This window comes from Arthrobacter rhombi (genome assembly GCF_900163545.1).
Lineage (GTDB): Bacteria > Actinomycetota > Actinomycetes > Actinomycetales > Micrococcaceae > Arthrobacter_H > Arthrobacter_H rhombi_A.
Window position 1 is genome coordinate 38,565 of record NZ_FUHW01000026.1, and the last position, 25,455, is coordinate 64,019.

23 protein-coding genes and 1 tRNA gene are annotated in these 25,455 nt (G+C 63.9%); 7 read left to right on the plus strand and 17 right to left on the minus strand.

All coding sequences use genetic code 11. The features are described from left to right. The 4 genes from FM101_RS07210 to FM101_RS07225 all read right to left on the minus strand — a co-directional run bounded on the left by FM101_RS07210 (position 1) and on the right by FM101_RS07225 (position 3,086). Positions 1–849 (minus strand): hypothetical protein, encoded by an 849-nt coding sequence (locus tag FM101_RS07210; RefSeq protein WP_086997581.1) that lies wholly within the window; start codon positions 847–849, stop codon positions 1–3. Between the two features lie 40 nt (positions 850–889). Continuing rightward, complete coding sequence (locus tag FM101_RS07215) at positions 890–1,339, minus strand: DUF2871 domain-containing protein (RefSeq protein WP_086997584.1); 450 nt, start codon at positions 1,337–1,339, stop codon at positions 890–892. A gap of 97 nt (positions 1,340–1,436) precedes the next feature. Further along, positions 1,437–2,717, minus strand: coding sequence for an endonuclease/exonuclease/phosphatase family protein (locus FM101_RS07220; RefSeq protein ID WP_086997587.1), 1,281 nt, complete (start codon positions 2,715–2,717; stop codon positions 1,437–1,439). A gap of 296 nt (positions 2,718–3,013) precedes the next feature. Next, a tRNA-Lys gene (locus FM101_RS07225) sits at positions 3,014–3,086 on the minus strand. A gap of 101 nt (positions 3,087–3,187) precedes the next feature. On the opposite strand from FM101_RS07225, the gene FM101_RS07230 reads away from it, so the two are divergent. After that, entirely contained in the window at positions 3,188–3,847 is a 660-nt protein-coding gene (locus FM101_RS07230; protein ID WP_086997590.1) for a hypothetical protein, read from the plus strand. Positions 3,848–3,995: 148 nt separating this feature from the next. On the opposite strand, the gene FM101_RS07235 is transcribed toward FM101_RS07230, so the two are convergent. Next, complete coding sequence (locus FM101_RS07235) at positions 3,996–5,186, minus strand: integrase catalytic domain-containing protein (RefSeq protein WP_086997593.1); 1,191 nt, start codon at positions 5,184–5,186, stop codon at positions 3,996–3,998. A 351-nt stretch (positions 5,187–5,537) separates the two neighbouring features. On the opposite strand from FM101_RS07235, the gene FM101_RS07240 reads away from it, so the two are divergent. Both FM101_RS07240 and FM101_RS07245 read left to right on the plus strand, forming a co-directional pair. Then, positions 5,538–6,134: a hypothetical protein gene (locus FM101_RS07240; RefSeq protein ID WP_241895493.1), complete on the plus strand. Its 597-nt coding sequence runs from the start codon at positions 5,538–5,540 to the stop codon at positions 6,132–6,134. Between the two features lie 13 nt (positions 6,135–6,147). Beyond that, positions 6,148–7,170 carry an inorganic phosphate transporter gene (locus FM101_RS07245; protein WP_086997598.1) on the plus strand — a complete coding sequence of 341 codons (1,023 nt, stop codon included), beginning with the start codon at positions 6,148–6,150 and terminating at the stop codon, positions 7,168–7,170. Positions 7,171–7,340: 170 nt separating this feature from the next. Here the strand turns inward: FM101_RS07245 and pstB are convergent, their stop codons facing one another. The 4 genes from pstB to pstS form a co-directional block, all read right to left on the minus strand. Next, positions 7,341–8,120 (minus strand): phosphate ABC transporter ATP-binding protein PstB, encoded by a 780-nt coding sequence (gene pstB / locus FM101_RS07250; protein WP_086997601.1) that lies wholly within the window; start codon positions 8,118–8,120, stop codon positions 7,341–7,343. A 27-nt stretch (positions 8,121–8,147) separates the two neighbouring features. Further along, the gene (gene pstA, locus FM101_RS07255) at positions 8,148–9,272 is read right to left on the minus strand and encodes a phosphate ABC transporter permease PstA (RefSeq protein WP_086997603.1); all 1,125 of its coding nucleotides are present in this window, start codon (positions 9,270–9,272) and stop codon (positions 8,148–8,150) included. Next, positions 9,272–10,204: a phosphate ABC transporter permease subunit PstC gene (gene pstC / locus FM101_RS07260; RefSeq protein WP_086997605.1), complete on the minus strand. Its 933-nt coding sequence runs from the start codon at positions 10,202–10,204 to the stop codon at positions 9,272–9,274. Before pstC ends, pstA begins: the two co-directional genes overlap by 1 nt. A gap of 88 nt (positions 10,205–10,292) precedes the next feature. After that, entirely contained in the window at positions 10,293–11,411 is a 1,119-nt protein-coding gene (gene pstS / locus FM101_RS07265; protein WP_241895492.1) for a phosphate ABC transporter substrate-binding protein PstS, read from the minus strand. A 240-nt stretch (positions 11,412–11,651) separates the two neighbouring features. Here pstS and FM101_RS07270 point away from each other — a divergent pair, with 240 nt between their 5' ends. The 3 genes from FM101_RS07270 (at position 11,652) to disA (ending at position 15,361) form a co-directional block, all read left to right on the plus strand. Further along, a complete protein-coding gene (locus FM101_RS07270) occupies positions 11,652–12,779 on the plus strand; it encodes an FUSC family protein (protein WP_086997610.1) in 1,128 nt (375 codons plus the stop codon). A 42-nt stretch (positions 12,780–12,821) separates the two neighbouring features. Continuing rightward, a complete protein-coding gene (radA, locus tag FM101_RS07275) occupies positions 12,822–14,198 on the plus strand; it encodes a DNA repair protein RadA (protein ID WP_086997613.1) in 1,377 nt (458 codons plus the stop codon). Between the two features lie 86 nt (positions 14,199–14,284). Then, positions 14,285–15,361, plus strand: coding sequence for a DNA integrity scanning diadenylate cyclase DisA (gene disA, locus FM101_RS07280; RefSeq protein WP_086997616.1), 1,077 nt, complete (start codon positions 14,285–14,287; stop codon positions 15,359–15,361). A 17-nt stretch (positions 15,362–15,378) separates the two neighbouring features. Here disA and FM101_RS07285 read toward each other — a convergent pair whose 3' ends face one another. After that, entirely contained in the window at positions 15,379–16,089 is a 711-nt protein-coding gene (locus FM101_RS07285) for a hypothetical protein (RefSeq protein WP_143269241.1), read from the minus strand. Between the two features lie 86 nt (positions 16,090–16,175). Between FM101_RS07285 and FM101_RS07290 the strand changes: the two genes are divergently transcribed. Further along, on the plus strand, positions 16,176–17,138 hold the full coding sequence (locus FM101_RS07290) for an A/G-specific adenine glycosylase (protein ID WP_275542624.1): 963 nt from the start codon (positions 16,176–16,178) through the stop codon (positions 17,136–17,138). A 98-nt stretch (positions 17,139–17,236) separates the two neighbouring features. On the opposite strand, the gene FM101_RS07295 is transcribed toward FM101_RS07290, so the two are convergent. The 7 genes from FM101_RS07295 to FM101_RS07325 all read right to left on the minus strand — a co-directional run bounded on the left by FM101_RS07295 (position 17,237) and on the right by FM101_RS07325 (position 25,204). Continuing rightward, complete coding sequence (locus tag FM101_RS07295; RefSeq protein ID WP_086997625.1) at positions 17,237–17,437, minus strand: Rv0909 family putative TA system antitoxin; 201 nt, start codon at positions 17,435–17,437, stop codon at positions 17,237–17,239. Between the two features lie 186 nt (positions 17,438–17,623). Then, the gene (locus FM101_RS07300) at positions 17,624–18,127 is read right to left on the minus strand and encodes an amino-acid N-acetyltransferase (RefSeq protein ID WP_086997628.1); all 504 of its coding nucleotides are present in this window, start codon (positions 18,125–18,127) and stop codon (positions 17,624–17,626) included. Between the two features lie 101 nt (positions 18,128–18,228). Then, complete coding sequence (locus tag FM101_RS07305) at positions 18,229–20,754, minus strand: ATP-dependent Clp protease ATP-binding subunit (RefSeq protein ID WP_086997631.1); 2,526 nt, start codon at positions 20,752–20,754, stop codon at positions 18,229–18,231. A 158-nt stretch (positions 20,755–20,912) separates the two neighbouring features. Continuing rightward, positions 20,913–21,215, minus strand: a complete 303-nt coding sequence (locus FM101_RS07310; RefSeq protein WP_086997634.1) for a histone-like nucleoid-structuring protein Lsr2 — start codon at positions 21,213–21,215, stop codon at positions 20,913–20,915. 135 nt (positions 21,216–21,350) lie between these two features. After that, on the minus strand, positions 21,351–21,536 hold the full coding sequence (locus tag FM101_RS07315) for a hypothetical protein (RefSeq protein WP_086997637.1): 186 nt from the start codon (positions 21,534–21,536) through the stop codon (positions 21,351–21,353). Between the two features lie 4 nt (positions 21,537–21,540). Further along, entirely contained in the window at positions 21,541–23,070 is a 1,530-nt protein-coding gene (gene lysS, locus FM101_RS07320; RefSeq protein ID WP_086997639.1) for a lysine--tRNA ligase, read from the minus strand. A 133-nt stretch (positions 23,071–23,203) separates the two neighbouring features. After that, the gene (locus FM101_RS07325) at positions 23,204–25,204 is read right to left on the minus strand and encodes a M13 family metallopeptidase (protein WP_179204266.1); all 2,001 of its coding nucleotides are present in this window, start codon (positions 25,202–25,204) and stop codon (positions 23,204–23,206) included. Between the last annotated feature and the right edge of the window lie 251 nt (positions 25,205–25,455).

The window sequence follows — 25,455 nt, forward strand, 5'->3', positions numbered from 1 at the left end:
CTAGGGGGTGCCGGAGGTGCGGCGGAGCCGCTCCTGTTCGATCGCGCGTTCGACGGCGGTCCGGGCAGCTTCCAGGTCCTCACCGTCCGCGACGCGACTCGGCTCCACCACCTGGCTGATGACTTTTCGTGGTTCCAGTTCCCCGGGAATGGTGGTGGGGACTGGCCCGAAGGCCAGGGACGCGGATTCGACGACCTTGCGGCCCAGGAACCGGTTTCCGACCCCGCCGACGGCGGCACCGAGCCCGAAGGGGATGGCCCGGCCGATGATCGAGGCACCTTGGGTGGCCAGGATCTTGCGCAGGAAGCGTTTCTGCACCTGGGCGCCGATGGCGCCCCAGGCCCCCGACGATTTTCCGTTGCTGAAGACCGACCCCCAACCCTTGACCGGGCCGACACCACGCCCTGCCGCCTGATGGGTCAGGGCGGCGATCATCGCGCTGCCTTCCTCACCCATCAGGATCGCCATCACCATCACCCGGGCCTTTTCCGGGTCTTCGGTGGTGATGCCGTGCAATTCGGCCAATGACTGGGCGTAGAGGGCACTAGCTTCCAGAAAGCCGACCGTAGCGGCCGCCGAGAGGCCCAGCGATGCCGCCGTCCCGATCCCGGGAACCACCGCCGATGCCCCGACGGCCGCGCCACCGCCAGTGACCGCAACCAGGTAGTCGCGTCGGAGCAGGCGGGCCATTTCCGGGCCGTCCGCCCGGGGGTGCTTACGCTGCAATCGGCGCAGGTAGGCCACCACCAGGGGACGTTGGACGCCGATGGCCCGGATGATCGCCCCCTGGATACCGGCTACGGGTTTTCCGTCCGGGCCCAGGACCGCTGCGGTAATTTTTTCCTTCATCCCCCGATTTTAGGCGCCACAGACCGTCCGTGCCGGAACATCAGAGCGAAACCGACGCGCGGGGAGCCTGTTGCGCGGAAAGAACTGCCTTGCGCAGCGCCAGGAAAAGTAGAACGACACCCGCGGTGAGGAGCATGTGGCCCAGTCCGGCGATCCCACTCAGCGCCGGGGAGGAAACATCTGAACCCTTGACGGCCAGGGTGCCCTTGACGAGCATCATGCCTCCGGTGATCGCCACGCCGACGGTCCAGATCCAAAAGAACCAGCTAAAGAGCTTCGGTGCTGCCGCGGAAACGTGCAGGACTCGCTCCAGGACCATCACGATCAGCAAGACGATGAACCCCAGGACCAGGAAGTGGGTGTGAACCAGGGGTAGTTGCGTGGCGGAGCGGTCCGTGAAGTCGTTGGCCTTCGTCAGCTCCCGATAGAACAGTCCGGAGAAGACGCCAACGATCGCGAAGGTGAAGGAGGTGTAGAGAAGGCGGAGCACTTCGGTGACCTTTCGTTGATGGTTCAGGCTGATTGCCTGCCTTCAACTATTCCCACCAACTGCCGATCAGTGATCAACCGATCGGTGGATTTCGTCCCTAGTCCGCGCCGGGGAGGTCAATATCGACCCACACCAGACGGTGATTCCCGCTGGGACCCGGGTCGCCGTAGACCAGGGCCCGTCCCGGCTGCCTGGCTGAGGGCCAGAACACGCCGGCCCCTGCGACGTCCACCGTCGTCGAGGCCAAGGCATAGTCGGTGCGCAAGGCGCCGGCAGCATCGTCATTCGACGTCCGCGCCTTCGGGGCCGAGGCCTTCTCTGTTTCAGAGGTAGCGGACTCGTCGGTGCCGATTTCCGCGGCGCCTTCCGACGTCGGACGCGGATCGCTCACCGATGGATTGCTCAACAACTGGTTCACGGACCCGCGGGCGGCATCGTCTTGGCCCGGGTCCACGCCGAGATCGCCGAGGACCACGAAGCGCGCATTCTTGGGCAGGCCGCCGCTCTGCCCCTGATCGTCGGTGATGTATTGAGCATCTTCGCCGCCGGAGACGTAGTCGGCGACCAACCGGATCTCGTCCGTGTTGCGCAGATGTTGCTGGTTGCCCTCCTCGTCGACGGGGGCACTGGGATCTGCGGCCACGACGTGCACGGTATGTCCCTTGACCTTCACGGGAACATCCCACGTGGTGGAGCTGTTCAGCCGCAGGATGCTGCGCACCAGCGGTGAATACTCCCCGGTGGGTAGTCCGTTGTCAGGCATCGATGACCACAGCAGGTTCTGGAAGGTCCGGATCCCGTCGCGCTGGATCGGGTGTTTGGAATACAGGACCATGCCGTGTTGTCCGGGGAACTCGCCGTAGCCGAATCCGTCGGTCGCATCCCCGACGGTCCCATTGCCGTCCAGATCGGCACCGGTGGGGATCCCGTGGTTCGTCGGTGCCACGTACATGTACGGGTAGTCGGTGGCATGCCGTTCGTTCTGGTCCTGCTGCAGGTAATTGGTGCGGAAACCCTCGGCGGCCTCATGGTCTTCGTCGTAGTCGAAGTCGCTGAGCAGCACGACATCGGGGTTGGTCCGCTGGATGACTTCCGCCACGGCCGAGGCTGCCTCGTCGCCGGGCTGGGACAGGTCCTGGGCCAACCCGCCGGCGTACCCGCGGCTGAGTGAGGAGTTGAACGCGGCGGCTCGCAGTGCGCCGTCGTGTGTGGGCGCCGCCAAGTCTCCCGCGGGCTTCAACTGGGCTTGGAAGCGCTGATAGTCGGGGGTCAGGAAGTCCGGGGCATCCGCTCCTTCGGCGAGCGCAGGCACCATGGAGGCAGCCGTCAGGCCGACGGCTAGCAGACCGGCCCCCAGGGCCCTCTTGATGACACGCACCCCACCAGCGTAGGACGTCCGGCCCCCGACGGGAACTGCCTTGTGGCTTTCTGGGCACGATCCGCCCCCGGAGATCCGACTCGGGTCCGTACCGGCGAATCAGCCCCACGCCCGCTCTTCAGCGAGATACCGGCGATCTGGCTACCAGTCGGTAGCCCATGCTGGGCGAAACAGCAGGCCTGAGCATCGTTGCCGTATTGAAATCTTCGCTCGATGGACCAATTCGGTTCACCCCGGGGACACCCCGAAACGGATCTCGCCCCGCCCCGCTGATGCGGGACGGGGCGAGATGCGGGTGGGCCCTACGGGGATCGAACCCGTGACCAGCGGATTAAAAGTCCGATGCTCTACCACCTGAGCTAAAGGCCCCCTGCGACCATGATGGCCGGTATATATCCTAACGCAATCCGCGCTCTCCGTTGCAGTGAGGTCGTGGCCGGGGTGTTTGGGCCCGGAGTATCGTCGAGTACATGAGTGACGCCCAGACATCCGCAGCGGGCTCGGGTGGACGCCGACACCACCGCCCGACACCTTTTGCCCCGGCAGATTTCGAGCCCTTCGCCAGTGGTATCGACCCCGCCCGCATTTCGGAGGCCGGCCAATTGGCGGCCGAGGCGTTGGTCCACCACGGGCGGGCCAACTCCGATCCCGCAGTCACCGCCCGGCTCATCAAGCTGGCCGATCAGGAGGGTCTGGAGGTGCTGGCCGAACTGTGGGCCAAGAGCCCGGCCCGTTCGCTCCCCGGCGCCCTGTGGCGGCTCTACGCCCTCGGAACGGCCACCCGGCGCGACCCCCAACGCTACGCCGCGTATTTCGCCGCCGGGCAACAGACCGCCGACGTTTCACGGGTCGTCGCCGGGGTGGCCGAACCTCCGGGAGCGGACGAAGTCTCGGCGATGACCGATTCGATCCTGACCGGAGCCTTCGACGGTGATTTCGACGTGGCTCTGGAACGTACTGCCGCGTTCTGCCGGATCATCTCCTTGGGCCAAGCCGAGCACGCCGACGCCTCCGAGACCTCCAGCGCCGACCGGGCCACCCGATTGACCCGCAACGCCGACCTGCTGGTGAAGACGGCGGAGGATCTCGAAGCGGCGGCCCGGTCGTGGCGGCGCGGCGAATTAACCTGAACCGCCACCAGTGCCCCGCCTGATCTGTTCCGCCATCGCGAGTATCCGGCATCCCACCTAGCGAGATCCCATGCCTGTTGCCTCATAGCAATACCTCCGGGAAGACTGCTTCGTTGCCTCATTAGAAAACCTCCGCGAGGAATCGGGTTCATGATCTTGCCTTAGCGATATCGAACACCGGTACCGGGGCCCTGTTCTTACGCCGGGCCAGCGTGTCTAGCTCCGCGGTCAGGGCAGAGATCTGTCGTTGCAGGGCCATGACCCGGATCCTCTTGAATTGAGCATTCATCGTAATGATCGGACGCTTGGCCATCCCGGGATACCCGGCGGCCCGCTGGTACGCGGTGGCTGGCTTGTCGTGCTTCTTGCTCACCTTCGCCCCGTGACGGGTCTTCGAAACGAGTTTCTGCTGAGGGAGCAGGTAGTTCGTGAAGACCCGGTCCAGCTCCCAGATCCGATTCAACAACTCCAATTCCCGGGCAGTATCGAAACGCTGATAGCCAACCAGCTCCCGGACTCGGGACCAGTTCTTCTGTTCCACGTGCGCGCCATCATTCTTATGCAACGGACGCGATCGGGTGAAGGTGATCTTGTTGTCCAGGCAGTATCGGTAGAGATGGTCATTGATGAACTCACTGCCATTATCGGAATCGATCCCGATGATCGGGAACGGGAACACGTTCTTGACGTGCATCAGGGCCTCGAACACCCATTTCTGGGCCTTGTTCTGCACCGAACGGTTCACTGTCCAGCCCGTGGCGATATCGGTGACGGTGAGCGTGCAACAGAATTGCCCTGCCGGGTTCGAGCCCTCATGGCAGACCAGATCGATCTCCACGAACCCGGGGACTGCGTCGTCCCAATCAGCCCAGGTCCGGATCGGGATCTGGGACTTCAACAGTGATCCGGGCTTGGTACGCGAGCGCCCATGCAGGCGCATCTTTTCCCGTTCGTGGGCCAGGCGACGATCGATGGTCGCCGCGCTCATCGCCATGAGCAGCCTGGCTTGTTCATCAGTGACGTCCAGAACGTGCTCGGCCCTGAGCATGGGAACCAGATAGTCCGTCGCTGCCGCCAGCAGCTTCCCCGCCGGGGCCCGCAGCACCGCCCAACACAGGATCAGGGACTGCTGAAGATCCGCCGGATAGGTAGGTGCTCGTCCTTGTCGGACCAGCTTCGGTCGTGATGGTTCAACGGCCCGGCGCAGCGCGGCTCGGGCATGATCGCGGTGCCAGCCAGTTAGTTCCACGACGTGGTCCAGGATCTCGGTCTTCACCGGCTTATTGGCGTTTTGGTATCGCTGGGCCAGGTGCTTCGTTACTGCCTTGCGCTCACTCATGGTCAGTCCCATCCATAACGGTCCCGCCTGATTTGGTCGTGGGCAACTCTGAAGCATCCGGAGGTTTTGCTATGAGGCAACGTATGGCCACAAGCGGAGGTTCTTTATGAGTCAACGCGCCATGTTGACACAGCCGGGGGTAGCGGAGAAAAATGGAGGCGGTGTCGGACCGCGGTAGCCCCGGGTTCCAAAATTTAGCCGCTTCGAGCGGCCTTCCGCCGAGAGGTGCTCCCGGTTCGGCACCACCCCACCGGTCAGGTCTTTGAAGGCCCGTGCGTAGACTGGGACGCAATCATTCGTCCACCCACCAGACGCCGGCGGTAGAGCTTCGTGAAATTCAGATTATTTCCCGTGGAGACGCGTGGACTGGAGTTGCTGCAGGAGTTGGGCACCACGGTCCGCCATTGCGTGGAAACCCTGTCCGAGCTGCTGGGGGCTCCCTCCGAGGACCAGCCGGGACTGATCCGAGAGCTCGAGCAGTTCGAGCAGCGGGCCACCGATCTGCATCATGGCCTGCTCACACATCTGCGCACCAGCTACGTCAACCCGCTACCGCGCGAGGATCTCTACACGTTTTCCCGCCTGCTCCATGACGCCGTGGGTGAACTCTGCGGGGCCGGTGACCTGTTGGTGTCCACCTCGGTGTCCGGGGTCTCCCGTCGGGCTGCGGAACAGTTGGAGATGCTCGGACGCCAGTCGGAGATGACCAATGAGGCGCTGGCCAGGCTCCAGCACCCCGATGACTTGGAGGATGTCTGGATCCAGATGATTCGGCTCAGTCGCCGTTCTCGCCGCACGCATCGGGCCTGGCTGGGAGAGATCGCCGATTTGTCCAAGGCCTCCTCGATCCTGCGCCACCGTGCGGTCGCCGAACAATTGCAGGCATCAGTGAACTCGTTGCGGGCGGTCGCCGACCATCTGGGACGCGTCCTGGTCAAGGAATCCTGAGCCGGCCGGAACCATGACCGTGCTGCTGTGGTGCGTCTTCGCCGCGATCTGTGCCTTCGCGTTCCTCAACGGCTTCCGCGACGCCTCCAACTCCGTGGCGGCAGCCGTCCGTACCCGGGCGCTGACCCCCTCGATCGCGGTGGTCTTGGCCGCATTTTTCACTGTCGTGGGAACCCTGCTCAGCACAACGTTCGGCAGTTCCTTGGTCTCCGCCGCCGATTTGAACGTCCCGGATGGGGCCGCCGGTCTGGCGATCCTGCTGACCGCCGTCTTGGCCGCGGGTGGCTGGGGATTGTTTTGCTGGTATCGGGCCATGCCGATGTCCTCGACCCAGGCGGTGATCTCGGGGTTCGCCGGAGCCAGCGGGGCCTCGGCACTGCTCGGCGGGGACGGCGCCCAGGGGATCACCCGGATGCTGGTCGGTGGCGTGCTGATCCCGCTGCTGCTGACCCCAGTGATCGCTTTTGGCCTATCCTTCCTGGTGGTCATCCCGCTGACCTGGCTGCTACGCAATTCCAGCTCCTCTGATGTGAACACCATCGGGCGGCTGGGTCAGTCGGTCACTACCGGGGCCGTGGCCCTGGGGCACGGCCTACAGGACGGCCAACGCACCGCCGCGATGCTCACCCTGGCCCTCGTGGCCGGGCAGACCGCCACCCCCACGGGAATCCCCTTCTGGGCGCAGGCCCTCGCTGCGGGCTGTTTGGGCGTCGGGGTGCTGTGCGGGGGGTGGCGCATCACCCATACGATCGCCTACCGGCTGGTGGCTATCGATCCGCTGCGCGGCATGGGCGCCCAGGCGGTGTCCGCCTCCATGCTGTTCATCGGCGCGATCGCCTTGAACATGCCCCTGTCGACGACCCAGGCGGTGACCAGCTCCATCGTGGGTTCGGGCGCCAACCAGCGGTACGAATCGGTGGCCTGGAGGCGCGTGGTCTCCGTCGTGTTGTATTGGCTGGCAACTCCCGTGACCTGCATTGCCGCCGCAGGGGTGCTTTTCCTGGCCATCAATCCACTGCTGGGCTGGGCCGGCTGAAGCAACGGCCCATGCCCTCGAGGTGCATGCTGCCCGGGGGGAGTTCAACGCACGGATGCGGGGCACCGGCAGGCACCCCGCATCCGCACTCGATCCACTGGGGATCCCCCGGAGATTCCCCCTCCGGGGCCGTTCCCGCCACGCGCTGACCCGCGACGGAAACCGTCTGTTTATCCGAACCGGCCAGAGACGTAGTCTTCGGTGGCCTTGACGGACGGGTTGGAGAAGATCGTGGCCGTATCGTCGTATTCGATGAGCTTGCCTGGTTTTCCGGTCCCGGCGATGTTGAAGAAGGCCGTCTTATCGGATACCCGGGCCGCCTGCTGCATGTTGTGCGTGACGATGACTACCGTGTAGTCGTTCTTCATCTCGTTGATCAGGTCTTCGATCGCCAGGGTGGAGATCGGGTCCAGGGCCGAGCACGGTTCGTCCATGAGGATCACCCCGGGTTTGACCGCAATGGTGCGGGCAATACACAGGCGTTGCTGCTGGCCGCCCGAGAGCCCGGATCCCGGCTTATCCAGCCGGTCCTTGACCTCGTTCCACAGGTTGGAGGCGCGCAGCGAGGACTCCACCAGGTCATCGGCGTCGGATTTGCTGATCTTGCGGGCATTCAACTTCACCCCGGCCAACACGTTGTCGCGGATGGACATCGTGGGGAACGGGTTGGGTCGCTGGAACACCATGCCGATCTGGCTGCGCACGGTGACCGGGTCGACCCCTGGGTCATAGAGGTTGTCTCCGTCGAGCAGGACCTGGCCCTCGACGGTGGCGCCGGGGATCACTTCGTGCATCCGGTTCAGGGTGCGCAGGAAGGTGGACTTGCCACAGCCCGAGGGGCCAATGAAGGCGGTGACCGACTTGGCTTCGATTTCGATGTTCACGTCCTCCACGGCGCGGAAGTTGCCGTAGTAGACGTTGAGGTCTGAGACGTCGATGCGTTTGGACATAAGGGGTTCCTTCGGTGTTCTTCGGGCCTAGCGGCCGGTCTTGGGGGAAAAGACCCGGGCAATCAGCCGGGCGCCGAGGTTCAGGACCATGACCATGATGATCAGCAGCAGGGCTGCCGCCCAGGCCCGTTGGGCACTGGGGTCGATGTTCGTCGGCGAAGTGGGGCTGAGGATCTGGTAGTAGATGAACGTCGGCAGCGTGGCCATCCAGTTGCTGAAGACGTTGAAGTTGATGTTGTTGGCCAGCCCGGCTGTGACCAGGATCGGTGCCGTCTCGCCGATGACGCGGGCAATGGCGAGGGTGACGCCCGAGGCGATCCCGGAGATCGCGGTGGGGATGACCACCTGGGAAATGGTGCGCCATTTGCGCACACCCAACGCGTAGGAGGCCTCACGGAGTTCGTTGGGGACGATCTTGAGCATCTCTTCGGTGGAGCGGACCACCGTGGGGATCATCAACACCGACAGGGCGACGGCGGCAACAATGCCCATCCGGGTGGAGGGTCCGAAGATGACACCGAACAGGGCGCCGGCGAAGAGGCCCGCCACGATCGAGGGGATGCCGGTCATCACATCAACGAAGAACGTGATCCCCCGGCTGAGCGAATTGCCCTGCCCGTATTCGACCAGGTAGATCGCCGCGAGCATCCCGATCGGGACCGAGATGATCGTCGAGAACGCCGTGATCAACAGGGTGCCGATCACTGCGTGGTAGGCGCCACCGAGGACCGGAGTCCCGTCGGCCACCGACTGGTTGTCCACGGCCCCGGTCATGCCGTTCATCGAGGTGAACAGGAAGTTCGAGGTCATTCCCGGCAGGCCGCGTTCGAGCACCGTATACAGCACCGAGATCAGCGGGATCAGCGCCAGGATGAAGCAGCCGTAGATGAGGTAGGTGAAGAACGAGTTGGTCCCCTGCCGGCGGCCCTCCACGATGACGGTCACCGTGGTGGCCCCGGCGACGAAGAGGAGGGCCGTGTAGATCATCATCGAGGCGATGGAGAAGCCACCGAGCGTGGATCCGGCGGCCCCGAGGATCAGGGCGGAGAGTCCGACGGCGGGGATCGCCCACCGAGGCAGGCGCCCCTTGGAGAGCCGGTTGCGGCGCGACGTGACCGGGACGGGAAGCGGGGTCAGGGTGGTGTTGGTCATCAGTTGGCTCCCGAGAATTGCTGGTGGCGGCTGATGATCCAGCGGGCGATCATGTTCACGGCCAGGGTGATCACGAACAGCACCAGGCCTGCCGCAATGAGTTCGGACATCCGCAGGCCGAAGGCCTCGGGGAAGTTCAGGGCGATTTCGGCGGCGATCGTCTGGTTGCCTGATTTGACCAGCGAGGGGATCAGCGTGCCGGTCGATAGCACCAGCGCCACGGCCATGGTCTCCCCGAGGGCACGGCCCAAACCGAGCATGACCGCGGAGATGATCCCGGCACGGGCGAACGGCAACACCGACATACGGATCATTTCCCAACGGGTGGCCCCCAGCGCCAGCGCCGCTTCTTCATGAAGTCCGGGGGCCTGGAGGAAGATCTCCCGCGATAAGGAGGTGATGATCGGCAGGACCATCACCGCCAACACGACGCCCGCGGTGAGCATCGTCTTCCCGGTTTGGGAGACCGGCCCGCCGAAGATGGGGAGGAACCCGAAATTCTGGTTGAGCCATTCATAACCCGGAACCAAGACCGGTGCGAGCACCAAATAGCCCCAGATCCCGTAGATCACCGAGGGGATCGCGGCGAGCAGATCGATCACATAGCCCAGCGGTGCGGCCAGCTTCCGGGGGGCGTAATGCGAGATGAAGAGGGCGACGCCGAGCCCGACCGGGGTGGCCAGCACAATGGCTATGGCCGCTGCGATCACGGTGCCGATGACAATCGGCCAGATATAGGCGAAGAACCCGTGCCCCCCGGAGATGGCTTCCGGGTCGGCGGTGAAGGCGGGGATCGCCTGGACGAAGAGGAACAGGGCGACGGCGAAGAGCGTGAGGAGGATGAGGATCCCGGCGGACTTGGCGGCCGCGGAGAAGACCCGGTCTCCGGTCCTGCCCGAACCGGGTCCCGGAGTCAGCGCATTGGTTGTCATATGTGACCTTTCGGTCCGTGGTGGCCCGGAATCCATAGCGGAGGGGAATTCCTGGACTCCGGGCTGGGTTGGTTATTCGCTTTGGCTACTAGGAAGCTACCTTGATGGAGTCGATGGCCTCATGGGCCTGTTCCATCAACGGCTCGGACAGCGGGGCGCTGCCCGCCGAGTCGGCTGCGGCCTGCTGGCCTTCGGTGCCGACGACGTAGTTGCCCCAGGCCTTGACCAGGTCAACGGTCTCCTGGTCCTGGTAGGTGCTGCAGTAGATGTGGTAGCTGACCAGGCTGATCGGGTAGGCCCCCGATTCGGTGGTATCGCGCTTCAGTTCCAGGGCCATGTCCACGTCCGAGCGTCCGGTGACCGGTTCGGCGCTTTCCACTGCCTTGGCTGCTGCTTCTGCGGAAAGCTCGGTGTAGTCCTCGCCCACCTTGACCGAGGCGGTCCCCAAGTCGCCGACGGCCGAAGCGTCGGCATAGGTGATCGCCCCCGGGGTCGAGGTGGTGGTGGATACGACGCCGGCGGTTCCCTTCGCGTTCTCGGACTGCAGGTCCGAGGGCCAGTCCCCCGACTCCTCGTACGTCCAGGTGTCTCCTGCGGCTGCCGAGAGGTACTGGGTGAAGTTCTCGGTAGTGCCCGACTCGTCGTTGCGGTGCACCACGGTGATGTTGGTGTCCGGCAGGTCGACGCCCTCGTTCTGCTCGGCAATCGCCGGGTCGTTCCAGCTGGTGACCTCCAGCTTGAAGATGGCGGCGATCGTCTTCGCATCAAGCTTGAGCTGACCGACGCCTTCGAGGTTGTAGGCCACGGCGATCGGGGAGACGTAGGCCGGGATGTCGAACGCCCCCTCGGGGCCGCAGATCTTCTGGGAGGATTCGTACTCCTCGTCGGAGAGGTAGGCATCGGAACCAGCAAATTGTGCGCCACCTGCCAAGAAGGCCTTGCGACCGGCTCCTGAGCCATCCGGGGAGTACTGGACCTTCGCCCCCTCGCCGGTGGATTCGAATCCCGACTTCCACGCGTCCATGGCCGCCTTCTGCGAGGAGGCGCCGATACCGGTCAGGGTTCCGGTGACGGCCTTGCTACTCTGCTCCGAAGAGCCGCCCGAACTTTCGGTGCTGCCGGTGGGATTATCGGAACCGCAGGCGGTGAGAGCCAGGGCTGCGACGGAAAGTACTGAGGCGATCTGAACAGTGCGGGAAAGCTTCACGTGGTCATTCCTTCTTCTTCTGCGACGATGGCTGGTCTTGCGGTGCATCTACGACGCTAGGCAGCGGAAGTGAAGAACGGTCCCGGGCCGGGTGAACAACAGGTTAACTCGGGTCGGATCTTCTCGGCATGTTCGCGGGAATTCCAACGTTGACGAGGGTTTTCGGTCGTGAGTGCGCTTCGTGAGCGGTCCATCACACCGCACTGGGGCGTTCACCTGCTTTCATGCCAAACTGTAGGCATGGACAAGGGGACACCGCTGGGCAACGTGTCCTCATTTTTGCGCCGGAGAGCACGTTCGGGGACGGCCCGGGTCCGTGTATCACTGGTGCAGATCATTCAAATCACCGTCTGCGCGGTCGGCGCCTACTGGATCGCGGAGAAGATCCTGGGCCACCAGGCGCCCCTCTTCGCTGCCACATCGGCGGTGATCGCCTTGGGGTTCGGTGGAATGACGAGGATGCGCCGCGTCCTCGAGGTGGCCATCGGCTGCACCCTGGGCATCGCCGTCGGCGACCTTTTGCTCACCGCGCTGGGTACCGGAATCTGGCAGGCGGCCACCGTGGTCTCTGTTTCCCTGATTCTCGCCCGTTTCCTGGACAGCGGCTCGATCTTCACCACCCAGTTCGGAGTTCAGGCCCTGCTCGTGGTTTTGCTCCCGGCCCCCGATGGCGGTCCCTTCACCCGTAGTGCCGATGCCATCATCGGAGGATTATGCGCCCTGCTGATCACCGCCTTGGCGCCGCGGGACCCGCGGCGGGAACCGGCGGGGGAACTACGCCAACTCATACGTGAACTCTCGGCCATCCTGCGCGAATGCTCCGTCGCCGTCCGCGAATCCGATTCGACCCGCGCCTGGCATGCACTGGTCAGGGCACGCGGATCCCAGCCGCTGATGGATAAGATTCCGGCTTCGTTGACCGGCGCCCATGAGATCGCCACGTTTTCACCACATTTTCGGCGCCACCGCGGCGAACTGCAACGGTTGCGCCGGGTTGCCGGGCAAGTAGATCTGGCCATGCGTAACCTCCGGGTCTTTTCCCGGCGGATGGCTTCGGTCATCACCCACGCGGCCCTACGCGATGAAGCCGCCCTGGAGCTCTCGGTCTACCTCGACGAGTTGGCCGATGCCGCCGACGCGTTGGCCCGCTCCGTCATGGAGCCCCAACAATCACAGCGTGACCGAGCAGAGACAGCCGCACGGGAGGAACTCATCGCTGCCGCCGGCCGGCTCACCCCCGCCTCCTTCGGCGCCACCGGACTCCAGGGCGAGGGGCTCGTCCTGTTGCTGCGCCCCCTGGTCGTGGACCTGTTGGAGGCCGCCGGCTTGGAGCACTCCGAAGCGGTTCCCTTCCTGGCCCGGCTGTAAAACGCGCCCAGCTGTCAGTCAGAGGCGATAACATCGTGAACCATGGCCAGTAAGAGCAGTACCCGCACCCGAAACGCCCCCAGCTATCGCTGCGCCGAATGCGGTTGGACGACCGTAAAGTGGGTGGGACGCTGTGGTGAATGCCAAGCCTGGGGAAGCGTCGAGGAGATCGGTCAGGTCACCGCCCGCACCACGGCGGCCGCCACCGTGGCCAGCCCGGCGTTGAAGATCGCCGACGTCGACTCCTCATTGGCCCTCTACCGTCCCACCCTCATCGGCGAGCTGGACCGGGTTCTGGGCGGCGGGCTCGTCCCCGGAGCGGTGATCCTCTTGGCCGGGGAGCCGGGGGTCGGCAAATCGACGCTGTTGCTCGACGTCGCCGCCCGCACCTCGCGCACCGACCGTACGGTCCTATACATCACCGGCGAGGAGTCGGCAGCCCAGGTGAAAATGCGTGGCGAACGCATCGACGCCCTTTCCGACACCCTCTATCTGACGGCCGAAACGGATTTGGGCATCGCCCTAGGCCAGATCGAAAGGCTGGACCCCGACCTCCTGGTCATCGATTCGGTCCAGACCTTATCGTCCGCTGATGTTGAGGGGGCCGCCGGCGGGGTGACCCAGGTCCGCGAGGTCGCTGCCTCGCTGATCAACGCCGCGAAGAAGCGAAACATGACCACCATTCTGGTCGGCCATGTGACCAAGGACGGTTCCATTGCCGGACCCCGGCTGCTCGAACACCTGGTCGACGTCGTTTGCCAGTTCGACGGCGAGCGCCACTCCCGTCTGCGCCTGCTGCGGGCCGTAAAGAACCGGTACGGGCCCACGGATGAAGTGGGTTGCTTCGACCTGACCGAATCGGGGATCGAAGGCCTCGCGGACCCCAGTGGTCTCTTCGTCACCCGCACCAAGGAACCGGTCTCGGGCACCTGTGTCACCGTGACCTTGGAGGGGCGGCGGCCCTTGGTCGCCGAAGTGCAGTCACTGCTGGCCAAGACGAGCAACGCCCAGCCTCGCCGGGCCACCAGTGGGCTCGATGCGGCCCGCACGGCCATGATCCTTGCGGTACTCCAGAGCAGGGCGGGGATGGACCTTTCCAACCTGGACTCCTACGTCGCCACCGTCGGCGGCGTCCGGCTGGGGGAACCCGCCACCGACCTGGCCACGGCCCTGGCTATTTCCGGGGCCAAGTTGGATCGTCCCCTGCCGGCACAGTTCATTGCCTTCGGGGAGGTCGGGCTGGCCGGGGAAGTCCGGCCGGTACCGGATATCGGTCGCCGCATCACCGAAGCCGAGCGCCTGGGTTTCCGCTATGCGGTCGTCCCTGCCTCTCCCAATGGTCCCGGTGTCGTACCCCATGGCTTCAAGGTCCGCGAAGTCAGTACCCTGCAGGAAGCGCTGAGCGCGGCCTTTGGTTAGGGTCGACTGCGCACCGCACCGACGTCCTGCCTCGCCGCAGCGGCCGCGCCCTGCTTAGGATGGGGTGATCCATCGGAAGGAACCCCATGCCCAAATCGCCTGAAGAAGCGTTGCGCACCACACTGGCCCGTGTCGCCCCCGGGACCCAGTTGCGTGATGGTCTGGAGCGGATCCTGCGTGGTCGGACCGGGGCCCTGATCGTTCTGGGCAGTGACCGGACCGTTGAATCGATTTCGTCGGGAGGCTTCGACATCAATATCGACTTCTCCCCCACCCGCCTGCGCGAGTTGGCGAAAATGGACGGCGCCATCCTCTGCGACCGCGACGCCTCCAACATCCTCAAGGCGGCAGTGCAGTTGGTGCCCGACCATTCCATTGACACCCAGGAATCAGGAACCCGGCACCGTACAGCCGAACGCGTGGCCATTCAGACGGGTTTCCCGGTCATCTCGGTGTCGCAGTCAATGCATATCATTGCGATCTACGTCCAGGGCATCCGCCATGTCCTGGAAGGTTCCGAACCCGTGCTGGCCCGGGCCAATCAGGCCTTGGCCACCTTGGAGCGTTACCGCAACCGGTTGGACCAGGTCACCAGCACCCTCTCCGCCCTCGAGATCGAGGCAACCGTCACCGTCCGCGATGTTGCCGTGGTGCTCCAACGTCAGGAAATGGTTCGACGCATCTCCGAGGAAATCGACCAGTATGTGCTCGAACTTGGTGTTGACGGACGCTTGCTGGCCCTGCAGTTCGATGAGCTCAGTGCTGGGCTGGGACCGGGCAGTGACCTGCTGCTGAAAGACTATTCCGAGGCCGGAACCGAAACGGAACATGTTGCCGCTTCATTGGCGCAGCTGCGTTCCTTCAGCTCCAACGACATGATCGACCTGAGCCGGATCTCCACGATCCTCGGCTTCACCCCGGGCACCGATTCGTTGGAGGCTGTGGTGCACCCCCAGGGTTTTCGCCTCTTGGCCAATATCAAATCGGTTCCCCGAGCCGTCGCCGATCGGCTGGTTGCCAGCTTCGGCGGTCTACAGCACCTGATGGCCGCCAATATCGACGACCTGATGGCCGTGGACGGCATCGGAGAGCAACGAGCCCGGACGGTCCGTGAAGGGCTCTCACGGATTGCCGAATCCAGTCTGCTCGACCGGTACATGTAGCCCCGTCGGGCGGCGCCCTACTTCAACGAAAAGTTCACCTTATCGCTCTCGACGTCGCCGAGTTTGGCGGAGAACGTGTAGGTTCCCGGACGGGGTTTGGTCTCGACGTCCTTGCAACCCGGGGCACTGCGCAGCCGATCCCAGGTGAAGTGGGCGCTCTCGGTCGCTCCTGCCTTCAACGTCATATCACTATCCGAGGCGTCCGTGCGGCAATCGGTGGTGGAGAAGATCCTGTCGGATCCCGAGACGATGCTGAACTCCTGTTGGCTGGTGCCCACATTCACCGTGCAGTCCTCGGATCCCGTATTTTGGATCTTCATTTCCAAGACAGGTTTTTCGGCCGACGCATAGGTTCCCTTGTCGGTGGCGGCGGTCAATTCAATATCATCCGAGGAGCAGCTGTCCCCTGCCGCTTGCGCGGATGCTGAACCTGCCTCGGAGGACGATGGCGGGGTGCTGCCCGGTTCGGAGGCCGCAGCGTTTCCGGAGGCGGATCCTGAAGCCTCGGCACTGGCGGTGGTGGCCGGTGCCGAACTCGAGGACGCGGCCGGCGCCGGAGGAGCGGCAGCCTCCGGGCTTTTGGTGAAGAAACCGACGACAGCGATCACGGCCCAGACCACTAGTGCCAGGACGACCAGCAGTGCCACTCCCACAACGATTCGACGACGACGGAAGACTTCCGGACTGGGCTTTCCCCTGCCCGGGGTGCGTGACTGCTGTTGTGCCATGCCCCTAGGGTATGGAGCGGCTGCGGCCACCCCCGGCTCCCACGCCGTGCACTAGGGTATTGGTGCCCCGCTTTTCAAGGAGTCACGTGCCATCCACCCCGCCCCTCGATCTTGATCGTCTCCATCACGACATCACCACCTGGTTCACCGCCGAAGGCCGGGACCTGCCCTGGCGCAGTCCGCAATGCAGCGCCTGGGGGGTCATGGTGAGCGAGTTCATGCTGCAACAGACTCCCGTGGTGCGTGTTCTGCCGGTGTGGGAGGAGTGGATGCGCCGCTGGCCAGATCCTGCAGCCCTCGCCGCCGAACCCTCGGGGGAGGCTGTTAGGGCGTGGGGACGCCTAGGCTATCCACGACGCGCCTTGAGACTATGTGAGGCCGCCCGGCGGATCGTGGAAGAACACGACGGGCAGGTGCCTTCCTCTCCCGCGGATCTGCTCGCCCTCCCCGGTGTCGGCAGCTATACGGCCGCTGCCATTTCCTGTTTCGCCTTCGGCCTGCCGGAAACCGTGGTGGACACCAATATTCGTCGAGTCCACGCCCGACTCATCAGCGGTCATGCCCTCCCCGAACCCAGCCATACTGCCGCGGAGGCACGTTTGGCGGCCGAACTCATGCCGGCCACCGAGGACGACGGAGGCACATTAGCCTGCGCCTGGAATGCAGCGGTCATGGAATTGGGGGCGCTTATTTGCACGGCCCGATCCCCCCGTTGCGGGCAGTGCCCGGTCTCGGGCTCCTGTGCGTGGATCGCCCGCGGTAAACCCGAACCGCATTACACGCCCAAGGGCCAGCCCTGGGCGGGGACCGACCGACAGGTGCGTGGAGCCATGATGGCCGTTCTGCGAGCCAGCGACGAACCACAGCAACCGGAGGCACTGCTGGCCACCGGGCCAGCGGAATCGGGAAGCGGCACGGATCTTGATCTCGCGTTCCAGAAGCTTCAAACGCTCCCTGCTGACGTCGAACAACGCAGTCGCTGCCTCGCGGGCCTGCTCGTCGACGGGTTGGCCGTGGAGTCCGGTGCCGGGATCACGCTGCCGCACTAATCGGCGACGGGCGGTTGCCTGTTAAAGACGACGGGACCCCGCAATACGCGGGGTCCCGTGGCACCGTGCGGCGCCTACATCATGAAGAACGAACAGACCTACTTGTCCTTGCCGTCCTTCTTGTCGTCGCCGCCGAGGAACTTCTCCTGCGCGCCGTCGATCTGGTCCTTATGGTCGCCCAGCTGGTCGCCGAACTTATCCTGCGCGGCGTCCACGCCGTCATTAATCTTGTCACCGTGTTCGTTCTTGAGGTCTTTGGCCTTATCGCCCAGTCCACCCAAGCTATCTCCGAGTCCCATTTCTTGACCTACTTTCGTTGGTTTCCAGTTGGTACTTTCGGTGCCACGGTCCTCCACTGGCTGTGGAGAGCGGCTCGTCGGCCCGTTGCCGGGGCCTCCGTTATTAGCCTAAACACGGCCACGGCTCCTCGTCCACCACGACGGGACAAATATCTTGGGATTCTTCCGATCGCGAAATTCTTGACGCTAGAGATTCATGATCATTCTGGTGTTGCCCAGAGTGTTGGGCTTGACCCGCGCGAGGTCCAGGAACTCGGCGACGCCTTCATCGGTGGAACGCAACAGCTCCGAGTACACCTCGGGGTCCACCGGGCTCTGGTTCTCCATGACGTCGAAGCCCATGGTCTTGAAGAAGTCGACTTCAAAGGTCAGGCAGAACAACCGGCTCACACCGATCCTGCGGGCATTTTCGACAAGTTCGATCAGGAGGGATCTGCCGATGCCCTGGCCACGGCGGCTGCCCACTGTCGCCAGGGTACGAACTTCTGCAAGGTCTTCCCACATCACATGCAAGGCACCGCATCCGAGCAGAACACCCTCGTCCTCGGCAACGACGAATTCCTGCAGGCTTTCGAAATAGGCGACGGCTTCTTTCTCCAACAGGACTCGTCGATCGGCCAACGGTCTGACGAGCTGGCGGATCCCTGCCACGTCTGAGGTGCGGGCCGGCCGAAGTATGAAATCTGGCATTGACCTATTCTATTCCTGCCGCTGGGGCCCACCCAGCACATGACGAGGGGCCCGGCCGTGGATGTCCACGACCGGGCCCCTCGCCCTGGCAAAAATCAGGCTCAGGTGCTCAAGTGGCCTTCTTCGATTTCCGCTGGGCTGTCCTTGCCTTCCAGCGCAGGGGTCTCCTCGCGGCCGGTGAAGGTGAACTTGGCGTCTTCGCCTTCACCCTCGACGTCCACGGTGACCGTTTGGCCGGCCATGATCTCACCGAAGAGGATCTTCTCGGAGAGCTGGTCCTCGACTTCACGCTGGATGGTCCGGCGCAGTGGACGGGCACCCATGGCCGGGTCGTACCCCTTTGTCGCCAACAGGTACTTCGCTTCGTCGGTCAGCAGCACGTGCATGCCCTTTTCGACCATGCGGGACTCCAGCCGAGCCACGAACAGGTCCACGATCTGCACGATCTCTTCCTGCGAGAGCTGCGGGAAGACGAGCGTGTCATCGACACGGTTCAGGAACTCGGGGCGGAAGTGCTGGCGCAGTTCCTCCTGAACCTTGGCCTGCATCCTGTCGTAGTTGGTCTTCGTGTCGCTGGTCGACTGGAAGCCGGTCATGACGCCCTTGGAGATATCCCGGGTACCCAGGTTGGTCGTCATGATGATCACCGTGTTCTTGAAGTCCACGACACGGCCCTGGGAGTCGGTCAATCGGCCGTCCTCCAGGATCTGCAGCAACGAGTTGAACAGGTCCGAGTGGGCCTTTTCGACCTCGTCGAAGAGGACGACGGAGAATGGACGACGGCGGACCTTCTCGGTCAGCTGCCCACCTTCCTCGTAGCCGACGTAGCCCGGAGGGGCGCCGAAGAGCCGGGACACGGTGTGCTTCTCCGAGTACTCGGACATGTCAAGGGTGATCAGCGCGTCTTCCTCGCCGAAGAGGAACTCAGCCAGCGCCTTGGCCAGTTCGGTCTTGCCGACGCCGGTCGGGCCGGCGAAGATGAACGAGCCGCCGGGGCGGTTGGGGTCCTTCAGCCCGGCACGGGTACGGCGGATGGCCTGCGAGATCGACTTGATGGCCTGATCCTGACCGATGACCCGCTTATGCAGCTCGGCCTCCATGTTGAGCAGGCGGCCGGACTCCTCCTCGGTGAGCTTGATGACGGGGATGCCCGTGGAGTTGGCCAGTACTTCGGCGATCAGTTCCTCGTCCACTTCGGCGATATCGTCCATATCGCCGTTCTTCCAGGACTTCTCCTTCTCGGCGCGCTCCTCTTGGAGCTTCTGCTCCTTATCGCGCAGCGAAGCGGCACCCTCGAAGTCCTGAGCATCGATCGCAGATTCCTTCTCCCGGCGGACGTTGGCGATCTGCTCGTCCATTTCCTTGAGTGCTGGCGGAGCCGTCAGTCGGCGGATCCGCAGGCGGGCTCCGGCCTCGTCGATCAGGTCGATGGCCTTATCGGGCAGGAAACGGTCTGAGACGTAGCGGTGTGACAGCTGCGCCGCAGCAGCCAGTGCCCCGTCGGTGATGGTCACCCTGTGGTGCGCCTCGTAACGGTCTCGCAGGCCACGCAGGATTTCCGTGGTGTGTTCCACGGAGGGTTCCTTGACCTGGATCGGCTGGAAGCGACGTTCCAGCGCGGCATCCTTCTCGATGTGCTTGCGGTACTCGTCCAGTGTGGTGGCACCGATCGTTTGGAGTTCGCCGCGAGCCAGCATGGGCTTGAGGATCGAGGCAGCATCGATGGCGCCTTCGGCTGCGCCGGCACCGACGAGGGTGTGGATCTCGTCGATGAACAAGATGATGTCGCCGCGGGTGCGGATTTCCTTGAGGACCTTCTTCAGGCGTTCCTCGAAGTCACCGCGGTAACGGCTACCGGCCACCAAGGAACCCAAGTCCAGGGTGTAGAGCTGCTTGTCCTTGATGGTTTCCGGGACATCGCCGCGCACAATGGACAGGGCGAGGCCCTCGACCACTGCCGTCTTGCCGACACCGGGCTCACCGATCAGCACCGGGTTGTTCTTCGTCCGACGTGAGAGCACCTGCATGACGCGCTCCTTCTCGAACTCACGGCCGATCACCGGGTCGAGTTTGCCGTCGCGGGCGGCCTGCGTGAGGTTACGCCCGAACTGGTCCAGAACGACCGAGCCGGCGGGCTGGCCTTCGGCCTGGCCCTGCCCCACTCCTGCGCCAGCAGTCTCCTTGCCGCCTTGGTAGCCCGAGAGCAGCTGGATGACTTGCTGGCGGACCCTGTTCAGGTCGGCGCCGAGCTTGACCAGCACCTGGGCGGCGACTCCCTCGCCCTCACGGATCAGACCGAGCAGGATATGCTCCGTGCCGATGTAGTTGTGGCCCAGCTGGAGTGCCTCACGCAAGGAGAGTTCCAGGACCTTCTTGGCGCGGGGGGTGAAGGGGATGTGTCCGGACGGGGCCTGCTGGCCCTGCCCGATGATCTCCTGCACCTGCTCCCGAACGGCACCGAGGGAGATGTTGAGCGACTCCAGCGCCTTCGCGGCGACACCCTCCCCCTCGTGGATCAGGCCGAGCAGGATGTGCTCGGTTCCGATGTAGTTGTGGTTGAGCATGCGCGCCTCTTCTTGGGCGAGCACGACAACGCGACGGGCACGGTCGGTGAATCTCTCAAACATGCGGCACACTCCTAGCTAACGCGTACTCACGATGCTACGCATCAAACGTCCTCAGATGGCCCGTGTTCGCCGTGGGGATAAAGCAGATTTCGACGCCGGGCGACCCGCGGTGCGACCGGGCCGCTTTCTCGGAGGTCCCGATTCCTGTCGAAGCAGGCTCAGGACTCCGGGTGCACTTCGCGGTAGGCGTCGATGACCTCCGAGTGCAGGCGGCCGCGTTCGCTGACCTTGAAGCCGTTTTCCGCGGCCCACGCACGAATGGCAGGGGCTTCGGAAGCGGAGTAGGCGATGGAGCGTCGTGCCCGGGCGATGAAGGGAGCCAATGCTTCGCGCAGTGTGCTGGCATTGGCATCACCGAGGTCAATCTCGTAGTGGCTGCCGTCCAAGCCGAAATGCACGGTCTCGTTCGCCGTTGACCCGTCGAGGTCGTCGATGAGCGTAATTTCGACCTTGCGCGCCACGGGCGGCTCCTTACTTCGAAGGTGTCGGGACTATTGGACAGCGTCCCGGGGCATATCGATCCCGGAGTTCAGGGGTCGAGGTGCGCTTCCGGACACCATCGTACTGCGGATTGTCCGGCCCTGGCGGGCCGACCCCTACTCCCCCGTCGGGTCACCGTTTCGGGGGTCTGTCTCTCCGGGCCCGGGGCCCCCTTCACGATGGGCATCGGCAGCTGATTCAGCCAACCGCTCATTACGGTCCACCCGGAACAACGCCCGCATGACGAACCAGAAGACCAGTGCGGCAACGATCGTTGGCAGCAAAACCTCGACGTAGGCCATCTTCCTAGGCCTCAGGCTTCAACAGCGGGTAGAGGATGGTCTCGCGGATGCCAGCGTCCGTGAAGAGCATGACCAGCCGGTCGATGCCCAGCCCGATGCCACCCATCGGCGGGGCGCCGTATTCCAGGGCCCGCAGGAAGTCCTCGTCCAACTGCATGGCCTCGTCATCGCCATCGGCGGCCATCAGCGATTGTTCGGTCAGTCGTTCACGCTGGATGACCGGGTCGATGAGTTCAGAGAAGGCGGTGCCTCGCTCCATCCCGCCAATGATCAGATCCCAGGCTTCAATGACTCCCGGCTGCGATCGGTGCGGCCGGGCCAAGGGCTGGGCTGCCGGCGGATAGTCGTAGACGAAGGTCGGGTCGATCAAGGTGGGCTCGACGATCTCCCCGAAGAGTTCGATGACCAGCTTCTCAGCCCCCCACTTGGGGTCGACCTTGATGTGGTGCTTCTCGGCGATCGAATGCAACGTCTCGGCAGTCGTCTCGGGGGTGATGTCGACGCCTACAGCCTCGGAGAGGGCTGGGTAGACGCTCAGCCAGCGCCATTCGCCGTCGAGGTTGATCGTGCCCTGGGAGGTTTCGATCCGACGTCCGGCGCCCACTGCGTCGGCGGCCTTGAGGATGATCTCTTGGATCCGTTCGGCCATCACGAACTGGTCGGCATAAATTTCATAGCATTCCAGCGTCGTGAACTCCGGGGAGTGGGTGGAGTCCACGCCTTCGTTGCGGAAAAGGCGCCCGACTTCGAAGACTCGGGGGATGCCACCAACGACGGTGCGCTTGAGATAGAGCTCGGTGGCGATCCGCAGTGTCATGTCTTGGTCGAAGGCATTCAGATGCGTGTGGAACGGGCGTGCCGCGGCACCACCATGCATCAGCTGCAGCATGGGCGTTTCGACTTCCACGTACCCGTGGCCATAGAGCGTGTCGCGAACGGCACGGGTGACAGCGTCACGCTTATAGATCATCTCGCGGGCCTCGTCGCGGACCATGAGGTCGGCATACCGCTGGCGGACCCGGTTCTCCTCGTTGAGGTCGGCGTGCAGCACCGGCATGGGGCGCAGCGCCTTGGAGGCCATCTGCCATTCGGTGACCATAATGGACAGCTCGCCGCGGCGTGAGGTGACGACGGCACCCTTGACGAAGACGTGGTCGCCTAGATCGGTGAGTCGCTTCCAGTCAGCCAGCGACTCCTCGCCAATGTTAGCCAGCGACAGCATGGCCTGCAGGCGAACTGCTTCGCCCTTCGGGCCCGACTCCTGCAACGTGGCGAAGCACAGTTTTCCGGTATTGCGGGCGAACACGATGCGCCCGGCCACGCCGACGACATCCTGGGTTTCTTCGCCGGCTTCCAGATGCGCGTACTTCTCACGGATTTGCAGCAGGGTGTGGCTGCGTTCAACGCCTACCGGATAGGCCTCGCGTCCCGCTTCGAGGAGTTCGGCGCGTTTGGCCAAACGCACCTGGCGCAGGTCGTGCGTGTCGATGGTCTCGGCAGGAGTGGGGGCGGCGGGGGTCTGATCAGCAGTCACAGTACTCAATTCTACGTCTTTCGGTCGAGGCACGGGCACCGGCTCTCGTCCTGGTGTCGACGATCTCAATTTGCTCCACGAAAGGGCTCCGACCGGCGCCCCCTAGGTGGGGGGGGCGCCGGTCGGAGTAGGGTCACCAGATCGCGACGCGCTCCGCGGGATCCAGCCACATCCCGTCGCCGGGCTTCGTATCGAAGGCCTGGTGGAAGGCATCCATGTTCCGGGCCACCTGGTTGCAGCGGAACTCCCCGGGCGAATGGGGGTCGGTCGTGATCCGGTTGACCATCGTTTCGGGCCGAGTCAACGATCGCCAGCATTCGGCCCAACTGTGGAAGAAGCGCTGGTCTCCACTGAGACCGTCGATTTCTTCGTCGGCCGTGAGCCCCCGGGCCGCCAGATCCAAGCGGTAGGCCTGGTAGGCGATGCCCAAGCCGCCGAGATCGCCGATATTCTCACCCAAGGTGAGCCGCCCGTTGACGTGATGTTCGGGAGCCTCTTCGGGGACGAGGGCATCGTATTGGGCCACCAGGCGGGCCGTCAGTTCTTCGAAGGCCACCCGATCTTCGGCGGTCCACCAGTCGCGCAGCTGGCCCGTTCCGTCGAATTGTGAGCCCTGGTCGTCGAAACCGTGGCCGATCTCGTGTCCGATGACGGCACCGATGGCCCCGTAGTTCGACGCCGAATCCCGGTCCGGGTCGAAGAACGGGCTACGCAGAATGGCAGCCGGGAAACCGATTTCGTTCAAAAGCGGGTGGTAGTAGGCGTTGACGGTCTGCGGGTACATGAACCACAGGTCCCGGTCGACACCCTCAGTGATCTTTGCCAGTTCCCGGGAGAACTCGAATTCGTTGGCATTGGCAACATTGCCGATCAGATCGTTGGGGTCGGCTGCCAGGGAACTGTAATCGATCCACTTCACGGGGTAGCCGATCTTGGGACGGAACATGGAGAGTTTTTCCTGGGCTTGCGCTCGGGTTTCCGTGCTCATCCAGTCCAATGCGTCGATGGACTGCCGGTAGGCGGCGATGAGGTTGGCGACCAGATCCTCCATGAGGTCCTTGCTGCGCTGCCCGAAGTGCCGGTCGACATAGAGTTGTCCGATATCTTCTCCGACGGCTCCCTCGGTGAAGGCCACACCCCGTTTCCACCGCGGGCGCATTTCGGTGACTCCCGCCAATGTGGCCGAATAGAAGGCAAAGTTCTCTTCGACGAAAGCCGAGGACAGGAACGATGCGTTGCTGCGCACTACCTGCACGGCCAACCAGTCCCGCCAGGCAGGGAGTGGCAGGGAGTGGAGCAGACCCTCGATCCCCTCCAGATAACTGGGCTGCCAGACGTCGACTTCGTCGTAGTACTTCTCATCGATGCCAGCCCCCTCCAACCAGAGGCGCAGGGTCGGCTGGAGGGCGAAGAGTCCCTCGGATGACATGAGGTTGTACCGGGCCTGGGCGTCACGGCACTTCACGGCATCCCAGTGATGCGCGGCCAGGGCCTTCTCGAGTTCGACCACGCCGGCAGCTGCCTGCTCGGCAGCGGGAACATCGACCAGGCCGAGCAATCGGCCGAGGTGTTCCTGGTACTGCCCCAGGAGTTCGGAGAATTTCTCTTCCCAATAATAGGACTCGTCCGGCAGACCAAGTCCGGATTGGATGATCGACAGGATGTTGCGATCAGGCTGACCGGCGTCGGAGTTGGCACCTACCTGATACAGGCCCGAGACGCCTCGGCGCTGAAGGGCACCGCTGAGGGTCAATAGCTGTTCGATACTGGTGCAGGCATAGACGGCTGCCAGGTCTTCCCGGATGGGTTCCATGCCTCGATCTTCAATGGCCTGCTCGTCCATGAAGCTTGTGAAGAGAGCGGCAATCCGTTCCTGGCGGGCATCGGCCAGGCCGGCCCCGTTGGCGTTATCGTCACGTGCTTCCTGGATGATGGCGTGTACCGCGGCTTCCGCATCGTCACGCAGCTGCATGAACGACCCATAGCTGCCCTGATCCCCAGGGATCTCGGCGGTGGCCAGCCACCGACCATTAACATGACGATAGAGATCGTCTTGGATCCTGACTTCGTGGTCTCGGTGGTCCACTGAGCTCGCGGGCATGGGCATCGTCGGTGAGGCTGGATCTGCAGTCATGGCTCCCCAAGGGTATGGACGCCCACAGTGACCGTGGCGTCGAGGATGGTCTGCCACTCACCCTACTGATCGACTTCGGGCTTTGGCTGTGCGCCGGCCAAAGTTCCCCTGAACGCGAAACCTCGAACCGGGGACCACCCCTCAGGAAAGCAGGGTTAAATGCGTAGGGCCCCGGACGATGTCCAGGGCCCTACTCAAAATTTGTCCGGCGGCGACCTACTCTCCCACACCCTCCCGAGTGCAGTACCATC

What these genes read in the sequence shown, in the direction of transcription:
- FM101_RS07210 (WP_086997581.1), bottom strand. Translation starts at nt 849, where the DNA reads ATGAAGGAAAAAATTACCGCAGCGGTCCTGGGCCCGGACGGAAAACCC.
- FM101_RS07230 (WP_086997590.1), top strand. Translation starts at nt 3,188, where the DNA reads ATGAGTGACGCCCAGACATCCGCAGCGGGCTCGGGTGGACGCCGACAC.
- FM101_RS07235 (WP_086997593.1), bottom strand. Translation starts at nt 5,186, where the DNA reads ATGAGTGAGCGCAAGGCAGTAACGAAGCACCTGGCCCAGCGATACCAA.
- FM101_RS07245 (WP_086997598.1), top strand. Translation starts at nt 6,148, where the DNA reads ATGACCGTGCTGCTGTGGTGCGTCTTCGCCGCGATCTGTGCCTTCGCG.
- pstB (WP_086997601.1), bottom strand. Translation starts at nt 8,120, where the DNA reads ATGTCCAAACGCATCGACGTCTCAGACCTCAACGTCTACTACGGCAAC.
- pstA (WP_086997603.1), bottom strand. Translation starts at nt 9,272, where the DNA reads ATGACCAACACCACCCTGACCCCGCTTCCCGTCCCGGTCACGTCGCGC.
- pstC (WP_086997605.1), bottom strand. Translation starts at nt 10,204, where the DNA reads ATGACAACCAATGCGCTGACTCCGGGACCCGGTTCGGGCAGGACCGGA.
- FM101_RS07270 (WP_086997610.1), top strand. Translation starts at nt 11,652, where the DNA reads ATGGACAAGGGGACACCGCTGGGCAACGTGTCCTCATTTTTGCGCCGG.
- radA (WP_086997613.1), top strand. Translation starts at nt 12,822, where the DNA reads ATGGCCAGTAAGAGCAGTACCCGCACCCGAAACGCCCCCAGCTATCGC.
- disA (WP_086997616.1), top strand. Translation starts at nt 14,285, where the DNA reads ATGCCCAAATCGCCTGAAGAAGCGTTGCGCACCACACTGGCCCGTGTC.
- FM101_RS07285 (WP_143269241.1), bottom strand. Translation starts at nt 16,089, where the DNA reads ATGGCACAACAGCAGTCACGCACCCCGGGCAGGGGAAAGCCCAGTCCG.
- FM101_RS07295 (WP_086997625.1), bottom strand. Translation starts at nt 17,437, where the DNA reads ATGGGACTCGGAGATAGCTTGGGTGGACTGGGCGATAAGGCCAAAGAC.
- FM101_RS07300 (WP_086997628.1), bottom strand. Translation starts at nt 18,127, where the DNA reads ATGCCAGATTTCATACTTCGGCCGGCCCGCACCTCAGACGTGGCAGGG.
- FM101_RS07305 (WP_086997631.1), bottom strand. Translation starts at nt 20,754, where the DNA reads ATGTTTGAGAGATTCACCGACCGTGCCCGTCGCGTTGTCGTGCTCGCC.
- FM101_RS07315 (WP_086997637.1), bottom strand. Translation starts at nt 21,536, where the DNA reads ATGGCCTACGTCGAGGTTTTGCTGCCAACGATCGTTGCCGCACTGGTC.
- FM101_RS07325 (WP_179204266.1), bottom strand. Translation starts at nt 25,204, where the DNA reads ATGACTGCAGATCCAGCCTCACCGACGATGCCCATGCCCGCGAGCTCA.